Raw genomic sequence first — 20,452 nt, 5'->3', positions numbered from 1 at the left:
AACTTAGGGCTGATGTGCCAATCTGACTGAGTCAAATACGCCTAAATTACCTATCATTGACACCCTGAAGCGTCTTATCTCCTTGGGAGGAGGGTTCCGTTGAACAAGCAATCCCCTGCAAAAAAGTTTCTGCCATCTGCCACCGTTTTAATTCTACTGGGTATTACCTGGGGGATCTTCGCCCTTTTGTTTTTCCTCCTGTTTAGTGTTCCGGCACCGGGAGAGGAATTGCCGACCTGGTATTTTGTCGGTATCACACTGATAGAAACCGGGGCTTTCTTCCTGGCAGCGGCTCTATGTTTCCGCAACTGGCAGAGTGGCCAAATCGTCAGCGGTCGCAATGTTTGGCTCTGGATTGCCATCGGACTCAGTTGTTACGGGGTCGGTAATATCCTCTTTTATGTCTGGGGCAACGTGTGGGGAAAGGATCCTTCGGTATCCCTGGGGGATATTTTTTACCTTATTTCCTACATCTTCTTGGCGGGGGGCATGTTGCAGGCGGTGCTGCCTAGGCGCTTGAATTTGGAGATGAAGCAGTGGGCCATGGTGGCTGTAATTGGCTTCCTCGGGATATTTTTGGCCTACGTTTTGAACTATCGCCTTGGCGGGGCTGAGCTTGAAAGTTTGCTGCCCGTAGAGAGTCCCCCTGAAGAGGTGACGCCTGGGGCTCCGGAGGCGGTGGCCCCAGATCCCAATGGGGATCAGGCGGCTCCTGCGCCTGTGGCTCCTGAGATTGATGCCAATGGGGCAGAAACCCCCGCTGAGATGGAGGCCAGTGAGGAGGCGTTTCCTAACGCACCGGCTTGGGCGGTACAGCTCGATAGTCGCCTAGAACCTTTTCAGGAGTTGGTGGGCTTATTCTATGTGGTGGGAGACTGCATTTTGCTGGTGGTGGCGGCAACGCTGCTGGTGGCCTTTTGGGGAGGGCGTTTTTCCCAGTCCTGGAAGCTGATCGCGATCGCGGCCTTCTGTCTCTATATTGCCGATATGTTCTTTGCCTTCTCCGTGAATCAGGGTAGCTATGAAGAGGGATCGCTGTGGGAGGTGTTTTGGACCTTCTCCGCTCTGTTCTTTGGGCTAGGAGCGGTGGTGGAATACGCCATTTCTACCCAATCTCGGCGCTCCTCTCGCCGTCGGCGGGCGGGTTAGAGCAGTAATATAGGGAAGCACTCTCTCGGCGGGAGCTCCCAAAAGCATGGCATCTCGAAAACTATCCGACGCTGATAAGCAAGCCATCCTTGAGCTTTACCGTCAGAGTCAGGAAACCTCCTCTTCCATAGCGGACCGCTATGGCGTTAGCAATAGCACCATTAGCCGGGTTCTGAAACAGAATCTTCCGGAGCGCGAATATAGTCGCCTGATTCGACAAAAGCGCAGTGGGGCAAAACTGGAGTCTCCGACAGCCGCTCCAGCACCCCCAACGGCTCCAGTCGTGCCTGCTCCCCAGCCAGAGGTCACCCCAGAACCAACCCCGACCGCTGCGGGCTCGGTATCTCGACCCGAGAAGAAAGTTCCAGCACCCGTCCGCCGCCGTCAATCCATAGCGGAACCTTCTATCCCCACTCCGGCACAGAAGACTGACAGAGATCCATTAGACCTCATTGATCTTGATACTGCGATCGCAGCGGATAACGATGAGGTGGATGGAGACGATCCCATTGTCGCGATCTCATGGGAAGAGGAGGATAGCGACGAAAAGGCAGTTCTGGATGCTGATGACTATGGAGATGATGACCTTGACGAGGAGGATCTCGACGATTGGGATGATGATGACAGCAAGCCCCATGCTGCTACCCTCCCCCGCCACGAGCAGCTTGAAATCTTACCCTTTGCCAATGTCACCTTTCAGCACACCTACTATCTGGTAGTGGATCGCCTGTCGGAATTGATCACCTACCCCCTGAAGGAGTTTTCTGAACTGGGACAGATTCCAGAGGAGGAGGAGCAGGCCCGAACCCTACCGGTCTTTGATAACCATCGCATTGCCCGACGGTTCTCTCGGCGCAACCAACGGGTCGTCAAGGTGCCCGATGGTAGTGTCATCCAAAAGACCCAGCCCTATCTCCAGGCTAAGGGTATTACCCGTCTGCTCATCGACGGCAACGTGTATTCCCTCAACTAATGTATGGCTGTGAACGCTGGATTTTTCGATCTCGATCTGGACCTGCAAGGGGCTCTGGAGCGGGTATTACAGGCCACTTGGGCGGAATTTCCCACCCTGGCGAAGAACCAAATTGCCCTCACCTGGATTCTGTACGATCCCCCTTTCCCCGTGAATACGGGGGGGGCGCTCAGTGCCACTGAATTTTGGCGACATCGGCCCCGAGGGGCTAGCTATCGGGGGGTAGAGTGCATTTATCCCGCCAGTGTCGTCAAGTTGTTTTATCTCGTAGCGGTCCATGAGTGGTTAGAGCGGGGCATGATCCAGCCCTCACTGGAGCTGGACCGGGCCACCCGCGACATGATCGTGGACTCCAGCAACGATGCCACCGGGCTGGTTGTGGATGTGCTGACGGGAACCACCAGTGGCCCTGAACTTCCCCCCGGTCCTAGGGAAACCTGGCAACACCAGCGGAATCTGGTGAATCGCTATTTGCAAACGCTGCAATGGCCCGAGTTGGAAACCATCAATGTTAATCAAAAGACTTGGTGTGATGGTCCCTACGGTCGGGAGCGCAGCTTCCTGGGTGAAGCTTACGAAAATCGCAACAGGCTCACCACGGAGGCAACGGCGCGCCTGATCCACAGCATTGTAGGTGGGGTGTCAGTATCGGGGGCGCGATCGCAGGCAATGATGACCTTAATGCAGCGCAGTCTAGATCCCCAAGCCCTAGCCGCTGACCCCGAAAACCAGGTAACGGGATTTCTCGGGGCGGGGCTACCTCTGACGGCAAAATGCTGGTCCAAGGCTGGATTGACCAGTAAGGTCCGCCATGACGCCGCCTATATTGAGATACCCGACACCCGTCCTTACCTACTAGTGGTGTTTACAGAGGGACCAGAGCATAGCCAAAACGAGGCGATCCTACCCTTTGTTTCCCAGGCCATTCTGGAGCAGGGTGAAGGAGTGAGGGGGTGTATAGCCTAACGGCATTCAAGAAAGGCGTTGGCGAAGCCACTCCCAGGGAGTTAGCCTGCCCGGAGGACTTTGGGGTAGGGGCGCGGTTTTCGCGCCCAATGCAGGATGTGACAGGTGGTAGGAGTTTTGAATTTTGAATTCAATTTCCCGTAGGGGCAATCCCTTGCCTGTCCTGAGCGGGTCGAAGGGTGGTTGCCCTTGTTGCCCGGTGCCCCGTGGGGGGGTAAATCCCGTAGGGGCGGGTTTGGCTCATGTCTACTGGGAAATCCCAAATGGGAGGCTCAAAACCCGCCCTACCCAGTGCCGGGTAATCCAGGATTGAAGTTAATTCCGTAGTGGCCAAGACCGAGATTCCTCCCGTTGGCCGGAATGACAGCAGGAATCCCCTAGGCGCGAGGATAGGAAATGGGAATTTTAAGTTTTGATTTGCCCTCTTATCTGCCAACTGGGGCGTCTGGAGGTATCCTTGGATGCCAGCACCGTTCAGGGTTGGGTTTTTTCCATGACTCAGGTATATTCTGCGGCCCCCGATACCAGCGCCAGGGTGGTCTTTCAGGTAATTGATCCCCATCTCAGTACTGAGGATCGCGATCGCGAAACAGCAGGGCTTTTGAGCTATCTCCAGACCCTAGAGATGGCCCCAGCAGCCAACCTGATCTATCTCACCGATCCTGCCAACCCCGCCAAGAAGCTAGGGGTGCAGATGACGGTGACCGCCGATCGGGTGCGGATAGTGCTCCAGGCTTTGAGCGATCACCTGCGGGTGCGGCCCCTAGAGGTGCGGCTACTGCTATTGCTGCACCAGGTCCGGCTCCAGGTCCAAAGTCGTAATGGGGAAGAACTGCTAGCGCTGCTGCCAGCGGTAGATACCCTTTTGCCTGCGCGTCAGATTTTCCAAGCTCGGGCAGAAACCTATGCTCTGCGGGGCGGAGAGCATTCCCCCGTTGAGCAGGCCAATTTGGAACTCCTGCGCTATCGCCTTAACCTCCCCCTAGAAGAAGCTGAAGCCATCATTGCTCGCTCCCTAGGGCCTTACCTAGATCGGCAGGCAAAGCTTCAGAAATACCGAGAAGTGCTCAATGCAGAACTGGATCGGGGCGATCCCCTCAGCGATGCCACCTGGGCCGAACTGCGCCAGCTTTACCAAAGTCTCGGCCTCAGCTACGACGATGTCGCTGGCATTGACCAAGAACATATCACCCGTATCCGGGCGGAGGTGACCCGACTGGAACAAACGGAAAAAGAGGCAGAGGAAGAGACACGGATGCTGGAGATGCAAGAGCAGTCCCCGGCCCCAACGACAGAACAGAACCAGGAAACCTATATCGAGCAATATCGGCAGGAATTTCAAGAAGCCATCGCCCAAAACCTTTACCCCAGTGACTTTGACCGGGGTCGCCTAGAGCAGGCCCGCCGTTTTTGGCATCTGGAGCCAGAGCGGGTGCAAGCCATTGAACAGGAGGTCACGGCAGCTCTCTATGGTCCCATCGACTCGGCCCAAAACCTGGACTATACCCGGTTGCGTCAATTGCTCTGGTCCCAACAATGGCAATTGGCAGACCAGGAAACCGAGCGGCTGATTCTCACCGCCCTCAGTCGCGACATGTGCCCCATTGATGGGGAGGCAATTCTACACTTTCCCTGTGTGGATATGAACACTCTAGATGCCCTATGGGCGCACTATAGTGAGGGTCGCTTTGGCTTTCGTGCCCAATACCGAATCTATGCCCAACAGGATCGCCGTGCCGATGAGTTTTTGCAGGCGGTGGCGTGGCAGGGGGGCATCGGCATCGGCAATGTCAATCTCGTAACCCGCCACAAAACCTATCGCGATCTCCAGTTTCAGTCCGATGCGCCAACTGGTCATCTGCCCAGTTGGCGCTGGGGCTGCAAAACCCTGGAAAGTGAGTACGTGGTACCTGAAGCCCTGGTAGATGCCCTCTTTCTCCATGTCGAGAAATGTCTACCGGGAGCTGCGATGGCCCCTTCGGGCCAGTCCCTGACCATCGCGCCCCCCTCGCCAACGGAGCAACCATGACCCCTTCTTCTCCCATGGCCACGACAGCAAAGATACCCCAATGGACGATACAAGATCTCGACGCCCTCCTGACCCAGCAGGAATGGCAGGCCGCAGACCAGGTCACCTTAGCCCTATTGCTAAAGCGAGCGAACCGCACCACTGAAGGCTGGCTAGATGACATCACTATCGCCCAGCTTCCCTGCGACGCCCTGCACGACCTAGATCAGCATTGGGTGCGCTACAGCAGCGGCCAATTTGGGTTCAGCGTACAACACGAAATTTATACCGAGATGGCTCAAGGCGATGCCTTTGCCTTCAGCCGTCAGGTCGGGTGGACGATTTCCCCCTATCGATGCCTGGGGTTCTACAAGTTCTATGACTTTCTCAATTTCAGCCTAGACGCGCCGCCGGGGCACCTCCCCGCTCGCTGGTTTTGGCAGATTCCCTGGCATCAATCCCTGCGCATGGGGGGAGTGGGCACGGGCCGGGGGGCAGCCTTTGGGGATGCCAATATGCTGGATGCCATGATGTTGCGGTTAGAGCGGTGTCAGCAGGTTTAGTCACCCTCAGGCTATCCCAGCCTTTCCTCGACGGGGTTTGTTACGATACGGAAACGAGCGGCCCATCCCTACCGATGTCACCTGAGCTGATATTCGGGGACCACAGCCTTTCTTTACCCTTAGACCTTGTAGCCCTGCCCTCAAGAGCGTTCCCCTATGACTGTCGCCATTACCCCCGGTCGGCTTATCCGCACCCAGGAAATTCCCGGCCTCGATTACCGGGCCACCCGCGATCGCTTCGATGAATCCTGGCGCGATCCCCTTTCCCTATTACTGGGGCTGGGGCGGGCTGCTGGAGCGGACTTGGTGGAATTTTTCCTGGAGCACAACCAGCACATTAGCTGCCTCGCAGAGGATGACAGCATCACCAGTATTTCCCCCACCATTGTGGCTGGCGCTGGCGTGCGGGTCTTTCTGGGTAAAGGAGACTGCTACGTCAGCACCAATGACCTTACCTTCTCTGGCCTCAAGGCTGCGCTAGAGAAAGGCTTGGCCATCATGGGGCTAACCCTGCCCGGACCCGCCTCCCACCTGTCGGAGATCAACCTGGAATTGTTTCGGGACTACGCCACCGCTAAGGGCAAAGAGACTTGGCTGGACCAATGTAGCTCCATGCAGGAAATGGGGGATGTGCTACTGGCGGCCAATGGCACCATTGCCCAAAAGGCCCGCCATATTCAGGCCCGTCGCAGTGCCTACTTCCGGGACTGGCAAGAGGTGATGGTGGCTGCCAGTGACGGCACCTTTGCCCGTGATATTCGCCTGACCCAGTCCGTCAGTAGTAATCTCCTCTGCGCCGATGGTGATCACCGTTCCTCCATTGGTCAGCGCCTCGGGGATACCAGCGACCCCCACTTTCTAAGGTCTTGGGACTATGCCTCCACGGCGGAAGAGGTGGCGGAGTCGGCGGGCAAAATGCTCTACGCCGACTATGTGGAGTCGGGGAACTATCCCATCATCATGGCTAACCACTTTGGCGGAGTCATCTTCCACGAAGCCTGTGGCCATCTGTTGGAAACTACCCAGATCGAGCGGGGTACTACTCCCTTCATTGACAAGAAGGGGAAAAAAATTGCCCACGAAAATCTCACGGCCTGGGATGAGGGTTTGTCCGCCGATGCCTTTGGCACCCTGGATATGGACGACGAGGGCATGCCCACCCAGCGCACCCTGCTAATCGAAAAGGGGGTATTGAAAAACTTCCTAAGCGATCGCGCCGGGTCCATGCGTACGGGTCACCCCCGAACCGGTAGCGGTCGCCGCGCGGGCTACACCTATGCCGCTGCCTCCCGGATGCGAAACACCTATATTGCCGCTGGCGAAACCTCTGTGGATGACCTCTTTGCCTCCGTAGACAAGGGTATCTATTGCAAGAAAATGGGGGGCGGTAGTGTTGGGGCTACCGGCCAGTTCAACTTCGGTGTGGATGAAGCCTACCTGATAGAAGATGGTAAAATCACCAAGCCTCTGAAGGGAGCGACCCTAATTGGGGAGGCCAAGGAAATCATGCAGCGGATTTCCCTCTGTTCTAATGATCTCAGCCTCGCCCCAGGATTTTGTGGTTCCGTCAGTGGCAGTATCTATGTCACTGTGGGCCAACCGCATCTGAAGGTAGACTCTATTACTGTGGGTGGTCGCTAGTCCTCTGTCAATCCTAAATTTGTAGGTTGGGTGCAGCGCTAGCGGAACCCAACGTAACCCACCGCTGTTGGGTTCCACTTCGTTTCACCCAACCTACGCAGACTGACAAAGATGCCATGTGCAAACAACATCTATTTCGTAGTGTGGGTTGAGGAACGTTCGAGCAGCATCTCCGCTGGGAGAAAAACTACGGAAACGGGAATTTCCCGGTGGGCTGTAGTTTTTTCCTGACGGAGATGCTCCGCTCTAACCACGCCACAAGGTCAACTTTGCACAAAGTTGATTCGCACAAAGTTGAGTAGATTCAGTGCCGTAAATTTCCTAATCTTCTAGAGGTTCTGAAGGGACATCTCCTTCAAAAGGTTGTACGCCAATGCTGGGGACAGGTTCATCATTTGGCCCAAAGATGCGGGCAAAGGCATCACTAAAGTACTGGACGATATCCTCAAAGACTTTGAAGAGTTTCATGGTGCCTATCCTCATAGATGGAAGTCTCAACAACAGCAGTGTATTTTTGGCCCTAGATTTATTGAGAGGGGGTAGGATTTAACCACCTTTTCTGCTGATGCTTTTAATTTAACGGTTGGGTAAAATATGGACTGATCTCGGCCAATATTCTTTACAGACTTCCCCTTAAAAAAACGATGAAAATCGCAACATTCCAATATTATTAATGAGAAAAAATGGATTTTTACGGCTTCAGTAGAGGAAAATAACAGGCTATGATACCAACGGCTTAGACTTTTTCCATATCCTCGTTCTGAGTGCTGCCATGCCCACTGGGATTGCTCTGATTGCCCACGACAGCAAAAAAGATGACATGGTGGCCTTCCTTCGTCACTATCGTGATCTGTTTGCTCGCTATGACCTGATCGCTACGGGCACCACCGGGCAACGAATTCAGCAGGGCACCGGACTTACGGTGAACTGTATGGCTTCCGGTCCCTTGGGGGGAGATGCCCAGATTGCGGCCCGAGTGGTGACGGGGGAAATTACGGCTGTTTTCTTCTTCCTAGATCCCCTCTATGCCCAGCCCCACGAGCCAGATATTCGGGCGCTGTTGCGGATCTGCGAAGTTCATAATGTGCCCCTAGCAACGAATCAGGCGACGGCAGTTGCGATCGCGGATCACCTATGCCGTTCCCGTGTGGGGCATCTGATTTTCAATCCCGTTTCGGGGCAGGGGAATCCTGACCAAGACCTAGCGTTGATTCGTCGCCTACTGGAGCCCCAGATCCAGCTTAATGTGATCCTCACCAATAGTGAGGAGGATCCGGCGGAGCAGGTTCGAGCGGTGTTGGCGGAGGGGACGGACTTGGTGATCGCCTCGGGGGGGGATGGCACCGTATCTGCGATCGCGGCGGCGGTGCTCGAAACCAATATTCCGCTGGGGGTGATTCCCCGAGGCACCGCCAACGCCTTTGCCAGTGCCCTGGGACTACCGACCGACATTCAATCCGCCTGCGAAACCATCCTGTCCGGCACCACCCGCGTCGTAGATGCCACCCGCTGTAACGGCCACCCCCTGGTGCTGCTCGTGGGCATTGGCTTTGAGGCAGAAATGGTCAACCGCGCCAACCGCGACCTCAAAAACCGCCTCGGGGTCCTAGCCTACCTCCTGGCCGGGGTCCAACAGTTCCAGGAGCAGATCGCCTTTCAGGCCACCATTGATATCGATGGCGAACTGACGGAGGTGGAAACCAGCGCCATTACCATCGCCAACGCCGCCCCCGCCACCTCCGTCCTGGCCCAGGGCTTTGGGCGCGTTATCCCCGATGATGGACTCCTGGATGTCACCATCACGACTCCCAAAACCCGCCTCCAGGGTTTGAACACCTTCACCAGTCTCTTTGCCGCCGCCCTCATCAACGCCCCCACCAACCACGAAGACATCCTCTGCCTCCGCACTGCCCGCCTCCGCATCACCACCGATCCCCCCCAAAAGGTCGCCATCGATGGTGAAATCATCGGCACCACCCCGGTCGAACTGGAATGCCTCCCCCAAGCCCTCACTGTCTTTGCCCCCCTGAGCAGCATCCAGCCCACACCCGAGAGCGAGACCTAAGCCGCTTCTAGGACAATCAAGAGTCTTGTCGCAAAGAGCCAAGGCAAGCCATCACAAAAGTGATCAATATTGTGCATCAATGGCATCCAGGAATCTGGGTACATCTGAGGTTTTGAATATCCTCCCGAAGCCACATAGGAAATGGCGGACAATCTTTGGACTTTGACAATCGAAAACCCGGATAGATCCCAGTTACGTCTTCGGCCCAGAAAAATCCTACTGGCGTTACCTTGGGCGGCATAATAGTCGATTTGATCCGGCTGCCACACTGGGGGAGCCTCCCATTGAATCGGTTGCTTCAACGCTAGGGGCTCAGGGTGTAGCGCACCGTAAACTATCAAGCCGAGTAAACTGACACAGGGCTCAAAGAGGATCACTCTGCCGCAATGATTCAAGACCCGATGAAACTCCTTAAGGGCAGTTCCGGGATATTGAAGGTGATGAAATACGTCAAACAAAATTAGGTTGGCAATACTGTGATCAGCAAAGGAGAGTGCATAGGCATTCTCGGTTTGATCAATCCAGGGATTGGGGAAAATATCGGTTCTAATACAGTCAGGAATGATGTGCCGAATGTCTGCTACCCCAGACCCCAGCTCCACAGTCATCCCTGAAGTTTGGGGGGCAAGACTTCGGGCAATCCTTTGATGGAATTCTTGGTATATAGTCCGTAGAGCTGATTTTCTTTGCCAGGATTTGAGATTTTCCTGAATTTCCTGATTATGCCGATCGATATTGGTCACAAAGAGATATGTCGAAGTTTTTCAAGTCCAGCATTGATCCATTTGGCGGAAGCCCATTTGGGGGGGATCCCTCTGGAGATCATCAATCTGGCTGGAGTGCTTACGTTGGTCTGAGTCTTTGGGTGGGTTTATTACTCATTTTACGCAGCCCGGACCAGAGCCTGATGCCCCATGACGAGGGGTGGTATGCCCAGCAGGCCCGGTGGATTGTGGAAAGCGGAGATTGGGTAACCCAGCAGTGGTGGGGCGAACCGATTCACGACCGCATGATGGGCATCCAGTGGTTAATTGCAGTATCTTACAAGCTTTTTGGTGTCAGCGCAGGGGTGGCGAGGTTACCCAGCGCGATCGCATGTTGGGGCAGCGTATTGCTGACCTATGACCTGGGACGGCGGTGCTTAACTCGCCAGGTGGCTTGGTGGGGAGCGGCGATTTTGGCAGCAACCCCGATTTGGATGCAGGCTGGACGACTGGCGATTCAGGATGTGCCGCTGACGGCTCTGGAACTCCTGGGCATTTGGGCGCTGATTCGGGCTGAGGAGCAGCCACACCATCGCTATCGTTGGGGATTTCTGGCTGGGATCACAGTGGGGCTAGGCTTCATGCTGAAAAGTGTGATGGTGATTCCCGTGATTGCGGCTCTAACGCCCTATCTGGTGATGGAGCAACGTCGCCATCGCCATTTGACCAATCCAGCCCTCTATGGCGGTCTGATCCTGGGGTTCCTTCCGGCCCTGAGTTGGCTGGGGCTGAGCGTTAATCTCTATGGCTGGATGCCCATTGAGCGCACCTTTGGGGCAGTTGTGAGCTTGGCGCAACAGGATTTTCACAATGCGGGGCCTTGGTATTACTTCTGGAATATTCCGGCCAATGCCTTTCCCTGGCCCTTTTTGGCAATTCCCGGCATCTGGATTGGTTGGCGATCGTTCTCCACCGATCCTGGACCCTCGCCGTATGTCCGCAAATGGCTATGGCTGGGATATCCCATTTTTCTCTTCGCCCTCCTGACCGCCTTCAAAACCCGAACTTGGTACTATCCGCTTCAGCTTTTACCTTTTGTGGCATTGCTAGCGGCCCTGACCCTGACCACCTTGGGAAATCTGTACAATTCTCGGTCTGACCCGCGTCGTTGGCTGATTCCGCTGCTCAGCGTGATCCTTGCGGGGGTAGGAACTCTCTTGATCGGGGCGGGGGTAATCGCATTAGCACGGCCTGAATGGTTTCCCCTGCCCGAGATCTGGCGGTACGCTCTGGTGGCTCTGGCCGCTGGCATAGGCTGGCTGGTACCCCTGGGGGTTTATTGGCACGATGGTCAGGGACCGGCCCGAAGGGGCCATCGCAGTCAGATTCCCAGCTATCGAAACCGGACACTATGGCAATGGGGCTGGCTGCTAGGGCCATGGGGTGCGATCGCACTGCTATACATCACCGGGCTGTGGGGAAACTACAATCCCGAGTACTTGATGATGGCGGAGCCTCCCCTAAAGGAAATTCTGTCGGCACATCCCGTTAATGCTGTGTTTACCCCAGAGAAAATCAGCCCTGCCAGTGAAGCGTCGGTGCTATTGACCTTCTACACACCGCAGTTGGGGATCAGCGTCACCGACTGGCGCAGCCTGAACCCTGGTGATTATGCTTGGCTACTGAGAAGTGAATTGGCCGAACTCCCCACCGATACCCCGGTTTTGGGTCAGGTGCGGGACTGGGTGCTGGTTCAAATTCCAGATTAGTGCGGAATTAGTCCATAGGGGGGGATCGGGAGTTCGGTAGGATATGACCTATCCTCATGCATCCCACAGCGGCAAATCCGTAAGGGAGTCGCCATCCCTAACCCTCCCTAAAATTATGGTGAATTCTACAACCAGTCCCGTTTCCATCTCAGGCCACAAGCATCGGCTATCCCTTGAAACCCATGCCTATTTCGACCGTATTGCGCCGGAGTTGGAGCGGTGGAATCGGCGGAACCGCTATTACTATCGGGATCTAGAACGGCTGCACCAGTTCTTGATTCCCCCAGGGGCGCGGGTGCTGGAGATTGGTTGCGGCCTCGGAGATCTGCTTCAGAGCGTAGCTCCGGCGGTAGGGGTGGGGGTGGATTTTTCCAATGTGGTGGTGGACTTGGCCCGCCAGCGTCATCCCAACCTGCACTTTTACAGTCTGGACGCGGAAACCCTGGAAGCATCGACTCTGGCCCCGGAACATCGGCAGTTTGACTACATTTTGCTGGCGGGGGTGATGGGGTACCTGAGTGATGTGCAGGCGGTGCTTCAGCGGATTGTGCCCCTGTGCCATAGCCGGACACGGGTGATTTTGACCTTTCACAACTATATGTGGGAGCCCTTTCTGCGGTTGGCGGAGCGGATGGGGCAGCGCCGTCCCCAGCCCCCCCAGAGTTGGCTGTCGATGGAGGATGTGGTAAATCTGCTGTCGATTACAGGGTTTATCCCCCTGAAGCAGGGACGGCGGTTCCTCGTACCCCGGCGGGTGCCGCTCTTAGCGGATGCCAGCAACCGTTACCTGGCTCCGTTGCCCCTGATTAAGCATCTTTGTTTGACGAACTATGTGGTGGCGCGGCCTGTGCCGATGCCGACGGAAGTCGCCCCGCCCAGTTGCTCGGTAATTATCCCTGCCCGCAATGAGGCGGGAAATATCCGCAATGCGATCGCACGTTTACCCCAATTGGGTCGCCATACCGAGGTGATCTTTGTGGAGGGCCATTCCCGCGATCGCACCTGGGACGAGATTCAAACCCTGCTGGCGGACTATCGCGGTCCCTTCACTCTCAAGGCGTTTCAACAGTCTGGTAAGGGCAAAGCCGACGCAGTGCGGCTGGGGTTTGCCGAAGCTACGGGGGATGTGTTGATGATTCTGGATGCGGATCTGACGGTGCCCCCGGAGGACTTGCCCCATTTCATGGAGGTGATGGCCTCTGGGCGGGGGGAATTCATCAACGGGTCGCGGCTGGTGTATCCGCGATCGCTGGTAGCGATGCCCTGGCTCAATACCCTGGCGAATAAATTCTTTGCCCAGATCTTTTCCTTCCTACTGGAACAGCCCCTAAAGGACACCCTCTGCGGCACTAAGGTGCTGTGGCGGCAAGACTACGACCGCATTGCCGCCGGACGAGTCTACTTTGGTGATTTTGATCCCTTTGGTGACTTTGACCTGTTGTTTGGCGCGGCAAAGCTGAACCTACACATTGTCGAGGTGCCGATTCGCTATCAACCCCGGCACTATGGCGAGTCCAATATTGCCCATGTCAAGGAGGGACTGGTACTGCTGCGCATGTGTCTTCACGCCTCCCGCAAGCTGAAATTTCGTTAGGGTGTTTCATATTCCCTAGTACTCTGCGCCATAAATCCCAGTATCATGCCATCGCGCAGGCAGCGTCCGGCTAAGGGGCTCGCAGGAAAATAACGGACCTGCTGATCTCTAAGCTTGTCGGAGTCTAGCCTGCGGCAAGCGTCCCGCTTGCGCGACATTTTGCTCCCCTACGGGATTCTGGGAATACCACTGCTGAAGAAAAGTTACAGCGGCAGTGAGGGGTAAGGGGCGAGCGATTAAATACCCCTGAATGTTATTAATGCAAAGTTGCCGCAATGTGGCCAGTTCCGCTGGGGTTTCCACGCCTTCCGCAATGATTCTACTGCCCGTTTCCTGAGCAAATCGAATTAGGGCCGCCGCTAGTGCCCGACGGGAGCGATCGGAATCGATATCTCGTGTCAGACTCATATCCAGCTTAATTAGATCCGGGTTGAGCCTCAAAATATGACGAAAACTGGCATACCCTGCCCCAGCGTCATCAACGGCGAGGCGTAATCCCCGCGCGCGCAAGGGCTCAAGACTATGGCAAAACTCTGCATAGTCGGGAATGGAAACATGTTCTGTGACTTCCAGAACAATTCTGTCTAGGGGTACTTCCTCTAGGGCAGTTGCGATCGCGCCACTCAAAATGGTCTCTGGTGATACATTGAGTGACAAATAGGTATCCTCTGGAAAGTGACTAAGACCTTGCAAAGCCTTATTAATAGCTTTGATTTCTAACTGCTTTCCAAGACCCACCTTGGTGGCTTCTTGGAACCAAATGTCGGGGGGGCGAATCGGCTCAGCCGCAAATCGAGTTAGGGCTTCAAAGCCGATAATTCTATCCGAAGCTATATGATAAATGGGCTGATAAAAACAGGTTATCCCATCTAAACTTAGAACCGAATTAATTCTAGCCTCCATCTCACTTTGAGCTTGAGTGATAATGATTTGACGTTCAATTTGTTTTCCCACAAACTCCGCGAACATGCTCATGATATCTAGATCGCGTTGAACCAAGGTCGAATCAGGGGTTAGGCTAAAACAGCAAAACGTACCATAAATTTTTCCATTGGATAATCGGAGGGGAATACTAATATGGGCTCCGACAGGCAATTCTAATGTTGCTGGAATTTCCAGGGCAGCAGGAACCTGAGTTGCATCTTGGATTAACTGGGGTAAAGTTCCGGCAACAATTTTCTCGCAATAGCTTTCACTCAGGGGATCAGAATTGCCAACATGGATCAATTGCCTGTCGGGAGCTGCATCCACATACCGAAAGATCCGCCTGTCCTCCACAAATTCCGAGATGAAGGCAACATCCATATTCAAGTGGGAACGGATTGTGCGTAATATGTCGGGCAGGATGGAATCAATGGAGGAATTTTCAAGATTAGAGAGAATGATATTGGGTAGCGAAGATGCTGGAAGAGCAATATTATCCAAAGGCTCACTAATTCCAGACCCCATCATATGGCGCTCCATCGTTGTTAATACAATATCAAGATTGTCTACAGGGATTTCTGTTTTGAGGCAGGAGGTATAAAAACCCGTAGTGCAGGCGTCTTGCCTCCCCTGTTGGGTTCCACTGCGTTTCACCCAACCTACGAGTACCTTAAATCTTTAGTTTTGACGCTGCACTAGTACTGTGCGGCGTCAAGACTCTGAAAGTTCCATCGTGGCACACCTCGGCCCTCACCGTTCGGCTGAGCTCACGCCGAAGCCCTAGCCCTCTCCCAGCGGGAGAGGGAACCAGAAAATGTTGGGCTGGTGCGGCAGAATCGTAAGCCTATTTCCGCCAAGCAGTACTAGTAATCTCTAGCGAAAATCCTGCGAGTATTTTGGCGTTGCATAGGCGTATGCGAACTGGACTCAGCCAAGCCAAGCCAAGTATTCAGGCATCATCTTGTCTAACGGCGCTATAGCTGTACCACATTGGCTAAAAATTTTGTGTTGATCCGAGTGACCATAGAGAATGTATTGAGAATCTGAACATAGTCATCGAGAACACTGGAGGTAGTGTAGCGCTTTTGATTCAATTTTGCAGCATCCCATTGTGTATTGAGAGCATGGCTGGAATGCCTTGGAAATGCCTGATTACCGGGCAAACTCTTGCATAAGCATGGATTTCAAGTCCAACCACGATACCTGGAAACTTGGGTAATCCCCGTCAATATACGGATTTGCCCTGAATCTGTAAAACAACTTGCCAGCACGGTTTTTTCAGCCCTGGATCACCAGCAAAATATCCAACCTACGGAAGAGAACCCGCTCATCTGCTAGAACTCCGCTATTCCAGTCTTTGCGCTGGTCACCGCTGAGGTCCAACACCGCCCGACGACAGTAAACTCCTCTGGGGCGTAGGGAGACATATAGCGACATGCAGTTGGATTACGTACATCCCTGAGGGCGCACAGCCGTGCGCCCCTACCGTGGGCGTACTTGATTGAGATAAGTACCGCTATATCCTCACGCTTGGTCTGATACGCTGCGTGCGATCGCAACAACGCCACAGACTGACCAGCCATGCCGACGCAGCACCGCCGCTGCCGCTCGCACCGTTGTCCCCGTTGTGTAGATGTCATCCACCAGCAAGATGGGGTGGCTCTGGGGACGGGTCAAGAGGTCTGGCCCCAGGGCAAAGGCGTTGGCTAAATTTTGCTGTCGCTCCGTCACCCCCAACCCAAACTGGGGGAGCGTGGCCCGCTGCCGTTGCAGCCCCCGTGCCAGGAGGGTCAGACCGGTCTGGTGACAAAAGGCATCGGCAATCAGGGCAGCTTGGTTAAAACCGCGATCGCGTTGTTTCTGGGGGTGCAGGGGAATTGGGATGACCCAGGGAGGCTGCCGGGTAGGGATGGGGGTTTGTTGCCAGCGTTGGCCGAGGGCTTGCCCCAAGGGCGTGGCTAGGTAGCGATGGCCCTCATATTTCAGGGCCGCGATCGCCCGCTTTAAGGGGTGTTGATATCGGCCCCAGGTCAATACGGTGAGGGCATCGGCCTCCCTCTGGGGTGGCTCAACCCATTGGCAAGACTGAAGTTGCTGCCAACAGCGATCACAAAGGGGGGCCGGATGGGCACGATCGCACAGAGGGCAAGGTTGCTGGAGCCAAAGACTTGTGAAGTGAGTGAGGGCTTGAGACCACATCTGTCGAGGGGGGGTAGAGGCACTGCGATGGTCACTGGCGTAGCCGCCCTAGAGGAGCTAGACCGGCCCCAAAGGGCCATAGTAGTTCAGCCGCAGAAGCAGCCTGTCGTCTGCTATGGCAGTCGTCAGTCGGATTAGGACAAAGACTGCCAGCCAATTGGCTTTAGCCCTAAGCATCCGAGAGAGGTCCAACATCTGAAGCACATTGGCCAAAGTTGTATTTATGAAATCCCAATGAGATCCCAAGAAGATCCTACGATCAAAATCCTTGCTCCTTATCATGGGTTTAGATAACGTACATCCAGGGCACTATTTCTAGAACCCTATTTTTATCGTCAAGATCCTTCAGGATTCCACCCCATAGCCTGGTTCTAGAATCCTGGCCCCATAAAACATCTAGGACCAAATGCTGGAGCCCCTTTCCACCCTCAGTCCATGGGATGATTTTCAAGGGATAATTTTTAGATGGAATGCTCTCAGCCGTTAATCATCCCAGAATTCATCAGCGTCATCCCTTAGGTTCTCCTAGGACAGGGTTTCTTTAGGACTATTAGGGGTGATGGATTCGGGACAGAGAAGCAGGCTTGCTGCCAAGGTCTTGAGTTAGGGCCGTTTCCGAAATCCTGGGTTGTGTTTGCTATGCCCTCATTGCCCGCCTTCATTTCCCTCAACACCCGAATCCCGATGGCAAAGCCCGAGGTGGGTGAGTTGGCATGGGAACTGGCTCGTCTGAACCACTTAGGGTTACCAGTCGTGTCCGGCTGGGTAGTGCCCGCCACAGTATTTGAGCAGGCCCTACAGAACTTGGTCAGTCGAGAGCCGCTACTAGCGGACTGGCCCCACCTGCTGGGGCAGGCGGAATTGACCGCTGCCACCTCCCTGCCCCGCCTCAGTCAGCGTCTTCGCCAGCCCCTGCTCATGGCCCAGTTAAATTTACCCTGGGCCGATCTATTCGCTAAAGTCAACACCCCTGTCCTGCGGTTACAACCTTCTCTGTGGTGGCCGGGAAAGGACGCCACCAGTCCCCTAGCACAAGTCTTGGGGGAGGTACTGTGCTGGGCTGATGAACAGAGCCTTGCCCAGGGGATTAAGACCCTCTGGGGTCGCATGGTCAGCGGTCATAGCTGGGCCTATTGGCAGCGCTCGCCCTCCCCCCCTACAGCGCTACGGTTGGCCATTGTGATTCAGCCCATGGTATCTACCCGCGCATCTGGGCTGATGTGGCTGCGGGGGAAGCGGGTCCAGATTCAGGCCATCCAAGGCAATCTCCAGGGCTTTGCTGAAGCTATCCCCGATCGCTATGATGGCGGGTTGCAGGTAACCTCGGGGACAGGATGGCAACTCGGTTATCAGGAACGGGTTCATCAGCCCGCCCGTCCTCACTACACTCTTAATCCAGAGGATTGCCTGGTTACCTATCCTGCTCGGGGCAGTGCTCTGGATATAGTGCAGCCAGATCAACTACAAACCCTGGTGGACTGGGTTTCTTCCCTAGGAGAGCCGACGACGTGGCAGGTGGCGTGGCAACTGCCAGTGGGAGCCCAGACCCTCTCTCTAACCCAAGCTATGCCCTGGCCCTTAGCACCGCCGGTGTCAGCGAACTGCCCCCAGGAACAGCCCACGGAGTTACGTCTGGTTGGCCGGGGGGCAGCGCCAGGGCGAGTCATTGGTCCTGCTCTGGTTCTACAAGCGGGAGATGTACCCCCCAGAGGTGGTCAGCACCATATTTTGGTGGCGACTCACATTTCCCCTGCCTGGTTGCCCTACCTCAAAACGGCGGCAGCTTTGGTTTCAGAGCAGGGGGGGCTAACCTGCCATGGGGCTATCCTGGCACGGGAATTGGGCATTCCCGCCGTTATTGGCATCGCCGACGCTACTCAGCATTTTCGCACCGGGGAAACTCTCCACTTGGATGGTGATCGCGGTGTGGTAGAGCGATTCTATGGGGATGAGTCGCGATTCCTACCGGGTTCTCCAGTCCCCTCTGATTCTCCAGTCCCCTCTGCTACCGTGCCTACCCTGGAGATCTCAACGGGCCATCTTTGCTCCAGAGATCGCTTAGGGGATCTTCCGGTAACCCTTGCAGAGGCGATCCCCAGTCACCTGACCCCTCAGGTCTCGGGTCAGATATCGCGAAGGGTGGCCCCGGAACTGTGGGTCAATGTGACTCAGCCCGAAGCGGCTCGGGCAGCAGCTCGACTGCCCGTGGCTGGGGTGGGGTTGCTGCGCTCAGAATGGTTGTTGCTACCGCAACTGGATCAGCGTCATCCCTACCAATGGCTGAAGGACGGTGACGGGAAACAACTCCAGGAACGCCTAGTTCAGCAATTGCGCCCCATTCTAGCCGCTTTTGCTCCGCGCCCGGTGCGGTATCGTAGTCTGGATCTGCGTTCCCATGAGATGCTGGACCTAGCCGGAGCCCCACCCCCAGAGGTGAATCCGATGCTGGGTCTGCGTGGCACCTTTAGCTACCAGCAGCATCCCGACCTATTTCGCTTGGAGTTGGCTGCGCTGCGGCAGTTGCAGCAAGAGGGCTACGACAATCTGCAACTGCTTTTGCCCTTTGTGCGCACGGTGGAAGAGTTTTGCTATTGCCAAGACTTGGTGATTGCGGCCCAACTGACCCGGTCGTTGGGTTTCCAACTATGGATTATGGCGGAGGTGCCTTCGGTGCTGTTTCTGTTGCCGGCCTATGGGGAGGCGGGGGTCCAGGGGATTGCCATTGGTACCAATGACCTGACCCAATTACTATTGGGAGTGGATCGGGACCAAGCTGCCCTCTCGCAGGCTTTTGATGAGCGTCATCCCGCTGTGCAGGGTGCGATCGCACAATTAATCCAGCAGGCCCAGACCCTCAACCTACCCACCTCGATCTGTGGCCTTGCCCCCAGCCGCTACCCAGAGATGGTGGCAGACTTGATTCGCTGGGGCATTACGGGCATTTCGGTGGATCTGGCCTCGGTGACCGAGACGGCGGCGGCGATTGCCCAAGTCACCCCTGCGATCGCGGCCTCGTTAATGGAACTGGACAGAACTTGAACAGAACCCTAGGTCGTAATCCGTCCCGTTAGAGGAGAACTGGCGCTGGCCTGGGTCTGAATGGGGATGCGTCCCGCCAAGTAGGCAAGGCGGCCTGCGGTCGTCGCCATGCCCATGGCCTGCCCCATGGCAACAGGATTTTGGGCCTTTGCGATCGCGGTATTGATCAACAGCGCATCTGCCCCCATTTCCATGGCCTGGGCCGCTTCACTAGGGGTACCGATACCCGCATCCACCACCACCGGCACCTGGGCATTTTCGATGATGATTTGAATATTGGCGGCATTCCGAATGCCCTGGCCGGAACCAATGGGAGAGCCCAGGGGCATCACCGTCACACAGCCGACCTCCTCCAGCCGCTTCGCCAGCAGGGGGTCAGCATTGATATAGGGCAGCACCGCAAACCCCTCCTGCACCAACTGCTCGGCGGCCTCTAGGGTACCGATGGGGTCCGGCAGCAGGTAGCGGCTGTCGGGAATCACCTCCAGCTTGACAAAATTGTTGTCTTCCTGACCCAGTAACTTGGCCATCTCCCGGCCCAAACGGGCGACCCGCACCGCCTCCTCAGCAGTTTTGCAGCCAGCGGTGTTGGGCAGCATCCAAATCTGGCTCCAGTCCAGCGCCTCCGCCAACCCCTCGTGGCCGGGGGCATTGGTCTGCACCCGCCGCACCGCCACCGTCACGATCTCGCAGCCGCTGGCGGCCACCGCCTGTCGCATCACCGCGAAGGTGTCGTACTTCCCCGTCCCCGTCATGAGCCGCGATCGGAAGGGGCGATTGGCGATGATCAAGGGGGTGTCTTGGAGGGTGGTATCGGCGATAGCGGGTGGGGTTTGGAGGAGGGGCATGGGGGTGGGG

At 55.7% G+C, this 20,452-nt stretch carries 16 protein-coding genes; 10 read left to right on the top strand and 6 right to left on the bottom strand.

Annotated features, from left to right (window positions below; genetic code table 11):
• Positions 1-99 precede the first annotated feature (99 nt).
• The 6 genes from LEP6406_RS0201425 (at position 100) to LEP6406_RS0201400 (ending at position 7,300) form a co-directional block, all read left to right on the top strand.
• A complete protein-coding gene (locus tag LEP6406_RS0201425) occupies positions 100-1,149 on the top strand; it encodes a hypothetical protein (RefSeq protein WP_008319028.1) in 1,050 nt (349 codons plus the stop codon).
• Between the two features lie 46 nt (positions 1,150-1,195).
• Positions 1,196-2,122, top strand: a complete 927-nt coding sequence (locus LEP6406_RS0201420; protein ID WP_008319026.1) for a helix-turn-helix domain-containing protein — start codon at positions 1,196-1,198, stop codon at positions 2,120-2,122.
• Between the two features lie 3 nt (positions 2,123-2,125).
• A complete protein-coding gene (locus tag LEP6406_RS0201415; protein WP_008319025.1) occupies positions 2,126-3,088 on the top strand; it encodes a serine hydrolase in 963 nt (320 codons plus the stop codon).
• A gap of 493 nt (positions 3,089-3,581) precedes the next feature.
• Entirely contained in the window at positions 3,582-5,117 is a 1,536-nt protein-coding gene (locus LEP6406_RS29895) for a GUN4 domain-containing protein (protein WP_008319023.1), read from the top strand.
• A complete protein-coding gene (locus LEP6406_RS26200) occupies positions 5,114-5,659 on the top strand; it encodes a GUN4 domain-containing protein (protein WP_008319022.1) in 546 nt (181 codons plus the stop codon). Before LEP6406_RS29895 ends, LEP6406_RS26200 begins: the two co-directional genes overlap by 4 nt.
• Before the next feature lie 156 nt (positions 5,660-5,815).
• Positions 5,816-7,300 (top strand): TldD/PmbA family protein, encoded by a 1,485-nt coding sequence (locus LEP6406_RS0201400; RefSeq protein WP_008319020.1) that lies wholly within the window; start codon positions 5,816-5,818, stop codon positions 7,298-7,300.
• A 321-nt stretch (positions 7,301-7,621) separates the two neighbouring features.
• Here the strand turns inward: LEP6406_RS0201400 and LEP6406_RS33485 are convergent, their stop codons facing one another.
• Positions 7,622-7,768: a hypothetical protein gene (locus tag LEP6406_RS33485; RefSeq protein ID WP_008319018.1), complete on the bottom strand. Its 147-nt coding sequence runs from the start codon at positions 7,766-7,768 to the stop codon at positions 7,622-7,624.
• A 304-nt stretch (positions 7,769-8,072) separates the two neighbouring features.
• Here LEP6406_RS33485 and mgsA point away from each other — a divergent pair, with 304 nt between their 5' ends.
• On the top strand, positions 8,073-9,365 hold the full coding sequence (gene mgsA, locus LEP6406_RS0201390) for a methylglyoxal synthase (protein WP_008319016.1): 1,293 nt from the start codon (positions 8,073-8,075) through the stop codon (positions 9,363-9,365).
• Here mgsA and LEP6406_RS0201385 read toward each other — a convergent pair.
• Complete coding sequence (locus LEP6406_RS0201385) at positions 9,362-9,973, bottom strand: class I SAM-dependent methyltransferase (RefSeq protein ID WP_008319014.1); 612 nt, start codon at positions 9,971-9,973, stop codon at positions 9,362-9,364. The two genes, mgsA and LEP6406_RS0201385, sit on opposite strands and share 4 nt — an antisense overlap.
• 257 nt (positions 9,974-10,230) lie before the next feature.
• On the opposite strand from LEP6406_RS0201385, the gene LEP6406_RS0201380 reads away from it, so the two are divergent.
• A complete protein-coding gene (locus tag LEP6406_RS0201380) occupies positions 10,231-11,838 on the top strand; it encodes an ArnT family glycosyltransferase (protein ID WP_225886391.1) in 1,608 nt (535 codons plus the stop codon).
• A 115-nt stretch (positions 11,839-11,953) separates the two neighbouring features.
• Positions 11,954-13,432, top strand: a complete 1,479-nt coding sequence (locus tag LEP6406_RS0201375; protein ID WP_051463595.1) for a bifunctional class I SAM-dependent methyltransferase/glycosyltransferase family 2 protein — start codon at positions 11,954-11,956, stop codon at positions 13,430-13,432.
• 108 nt (positions 13,433-13,540) lie between these two features.
• Here the strand turns inward: LEP6406_RS0201375 and LEP6406_RS26190 are convergent, their stop codons facing one another.
• The 3 genes from LEP6406_RS26190 to LEP6406_RS0201365 all read right to left on the bottom strand — a co-directional run bounded on the left by LEP6406_RS26190 (position 13,541) and on the right by LEP6406_RS0201365 (position 16,555).
• The gene (locus LEP6406_RS26190) at positions 13,541-14,884 is read right to left on the bottom strand and encodes an EAL domain-containing protein (protein WP_008319006.1); all 1,344 of its coding nucleotides are present in this window, start codon (positions 14,882-14,884) and stop codon (positions 13,541-13,543) included.
• A gap of 750 nt (positions 14,885-15,634) precedes the next feature.
• Positions 15,635-15,793, bottom strand: coding sequence for a hypothetical protein (locus LEP6406_RS32540; protein ID WP_155834606.1), 159 nt, complete (start codon positions 15,791-15,793; stop codon positions 15,635-15,637).
• An 87-nt stretch (positions 15,794-15,880) separates the two neighbouring features.
• Positions 15,881-16,555 carry a ComF family protein gene (locus LEP6406_RS0201365; RefSeq protein WP_008319004.1) on the bottom strand — a complete coding sequence of 225 codons (675 nt, stop codon included), beginning with the start codon at positions 16,553-16,555 and terminating at the stop codon, positions 15,881-15,883.
• Between the two features lie 639 nt (positions 16,556-17,194).
• Here LEP6406_RS0201365 and LEP6406_RS0201355 point away from each other — a divergent pair.
• Entirely contained in the window at positions 17,195-19,594 is a 2,400-nt protein-coding gene (locus LEP6406_RS0201355; protein ID WP_008319001.1) for a putative PEP-binding protein, read from the top strand.
• Between the two features lie 8 nt (positions 19,595-19,602).
• Here LEP6406_RS0201355 and LEP6406_RS0201350 read toward each other — a convergent pair whose 3' ends face one another.
• Positions 19,603-20,442 (bottom strand): thiazole synthase, encoded by an 840-nt coding sequence (locus LEP6406_RS0201350; RefSeq protein ID WP_051463594.1) that lies wholly within the window; start codon positions 20,440-20,442, stop codon positions 19,603-19,605.
• Positions 20,443-20,452: the final 10 nt, after the last annotated feature.

The organism is Leptolyngbya sp. PCC 6406 (assembly GCF_000332095.2).
In the GTDB taxonomy this organism is placed as follows: domain Bacteria; phylum Cyanobacteriota; class Cyanobacteriia; order Phormidesmidales; family Phormidesmidaceae; genus PCC-6406.
Note: the sequence above shows the minus strand (reverse complement) of the source record. Positions and strands in the feature narration are given on the sequence as shown.

Excerpts from the sequence above, each read along its gene's own strand:
- LEP6406_RS0201420 (WP_008319026.1), top strand. The coding sequence starts at position 1,196 with ATGGCATCTCGAAAACTATCCGACGCTGATAAGCAAGCCATCCTTGAG.
- LEP6406_RS0201415 (WP_008319025.1), top strand. The coding sequence starts at position 2,126 with ATGGCTGTGAACGCTGGATTTTTCGATCTCGATCTGGACCTGCAAGGG.
- LEP6406_RS29895 (WP_008319023.1), top strand. The coding sequence starts at position 3,582 with ATGACTCAGGTATATTCTGCGGCCCCCGATACCAGCGCCAGGGTGGTC.
- LEP6406_RS26200 (WP_008319022.1), top strand. The coding sequence starts at position 5,114 with ATGACCCCTTCTTCTCCCATGGCCACGACAGCAAAGATACCCCAATGG.
- LEP6406_RS0201400 (WP_008319020.1), top strand. The coding sequence starts at position 5,816 with ATGACTGTCGCCATTACCCCCGGTCGGCTTATCCGCACCCAGGAAATT.
- LEP6406_RS33485 (WP_008319018.1), bottom strand. The coding sequence starts at position 7,768 with ATGAAACTCTTCAAAGTCTTTGAGGATATCGTCCAGTACTTTAGTGAT.
- mgsA (WP_008319016.1), top strand. The coding sequence starts at position 8,073 with ATGCCCACTGGGATTGCTCTGATTGCCCACGACAGCAAAAAAGATGAC.
- LEP6406_RS0201385 (WP_008319014.1), bottom strand. The coding sequence starts at position 9,973 with ATGACTGTGGAGCTGGGGTCTGGGGTAGCAGACATTCGGCACATCATT.
- LEP6406_RS0201375 (WP_051463595.1), top strand. The coding sequence starts at position 11,954 with ATGGTGAATTCTACAACCAGTCCCGTTTCCATCTCAGGCCACAAGCAT.
- LEP6406_RS26190 (WP_008319006.1), bottom strand. The coding sequence starts at position 14,884 with ATGATGGGGTCTGGAATTAGTGAGCCTTTGGATAATATTGCTCTTCCA.
- LEP6406_RS32540 (WP_155834606.1), bottom strand. The coding sequence starts at position 15,793 with ATGTCGCTATATGTCTCCCTACGCCCCAGAGGAGTTTACTGTCGTCGG.
- LEP6406_RS0201365 (WP_008319004.1), bottom strand. The coding sequence starts at position 16,555 with ATGTGGTCTCAAGCCCTCACTCACTTCACAAGTCTTTGGCTCCAGCAA.
- LEP6406_RS0201355 (WP_008319001.1), top strand. The coding sequence starts at position 17,195 with ATGCCCTCATTGCCCGCCTTCATTTCCCTCAACACCCGAATCCCGATG.
- LEP6406_RS0201350 (WP_051463594.1), bottom strand. The coding sequence starts at position 20,442 with ATGCCCCTCCTCCAAACCCCACCCGCTATCGCCGATACCACCCTCCAA.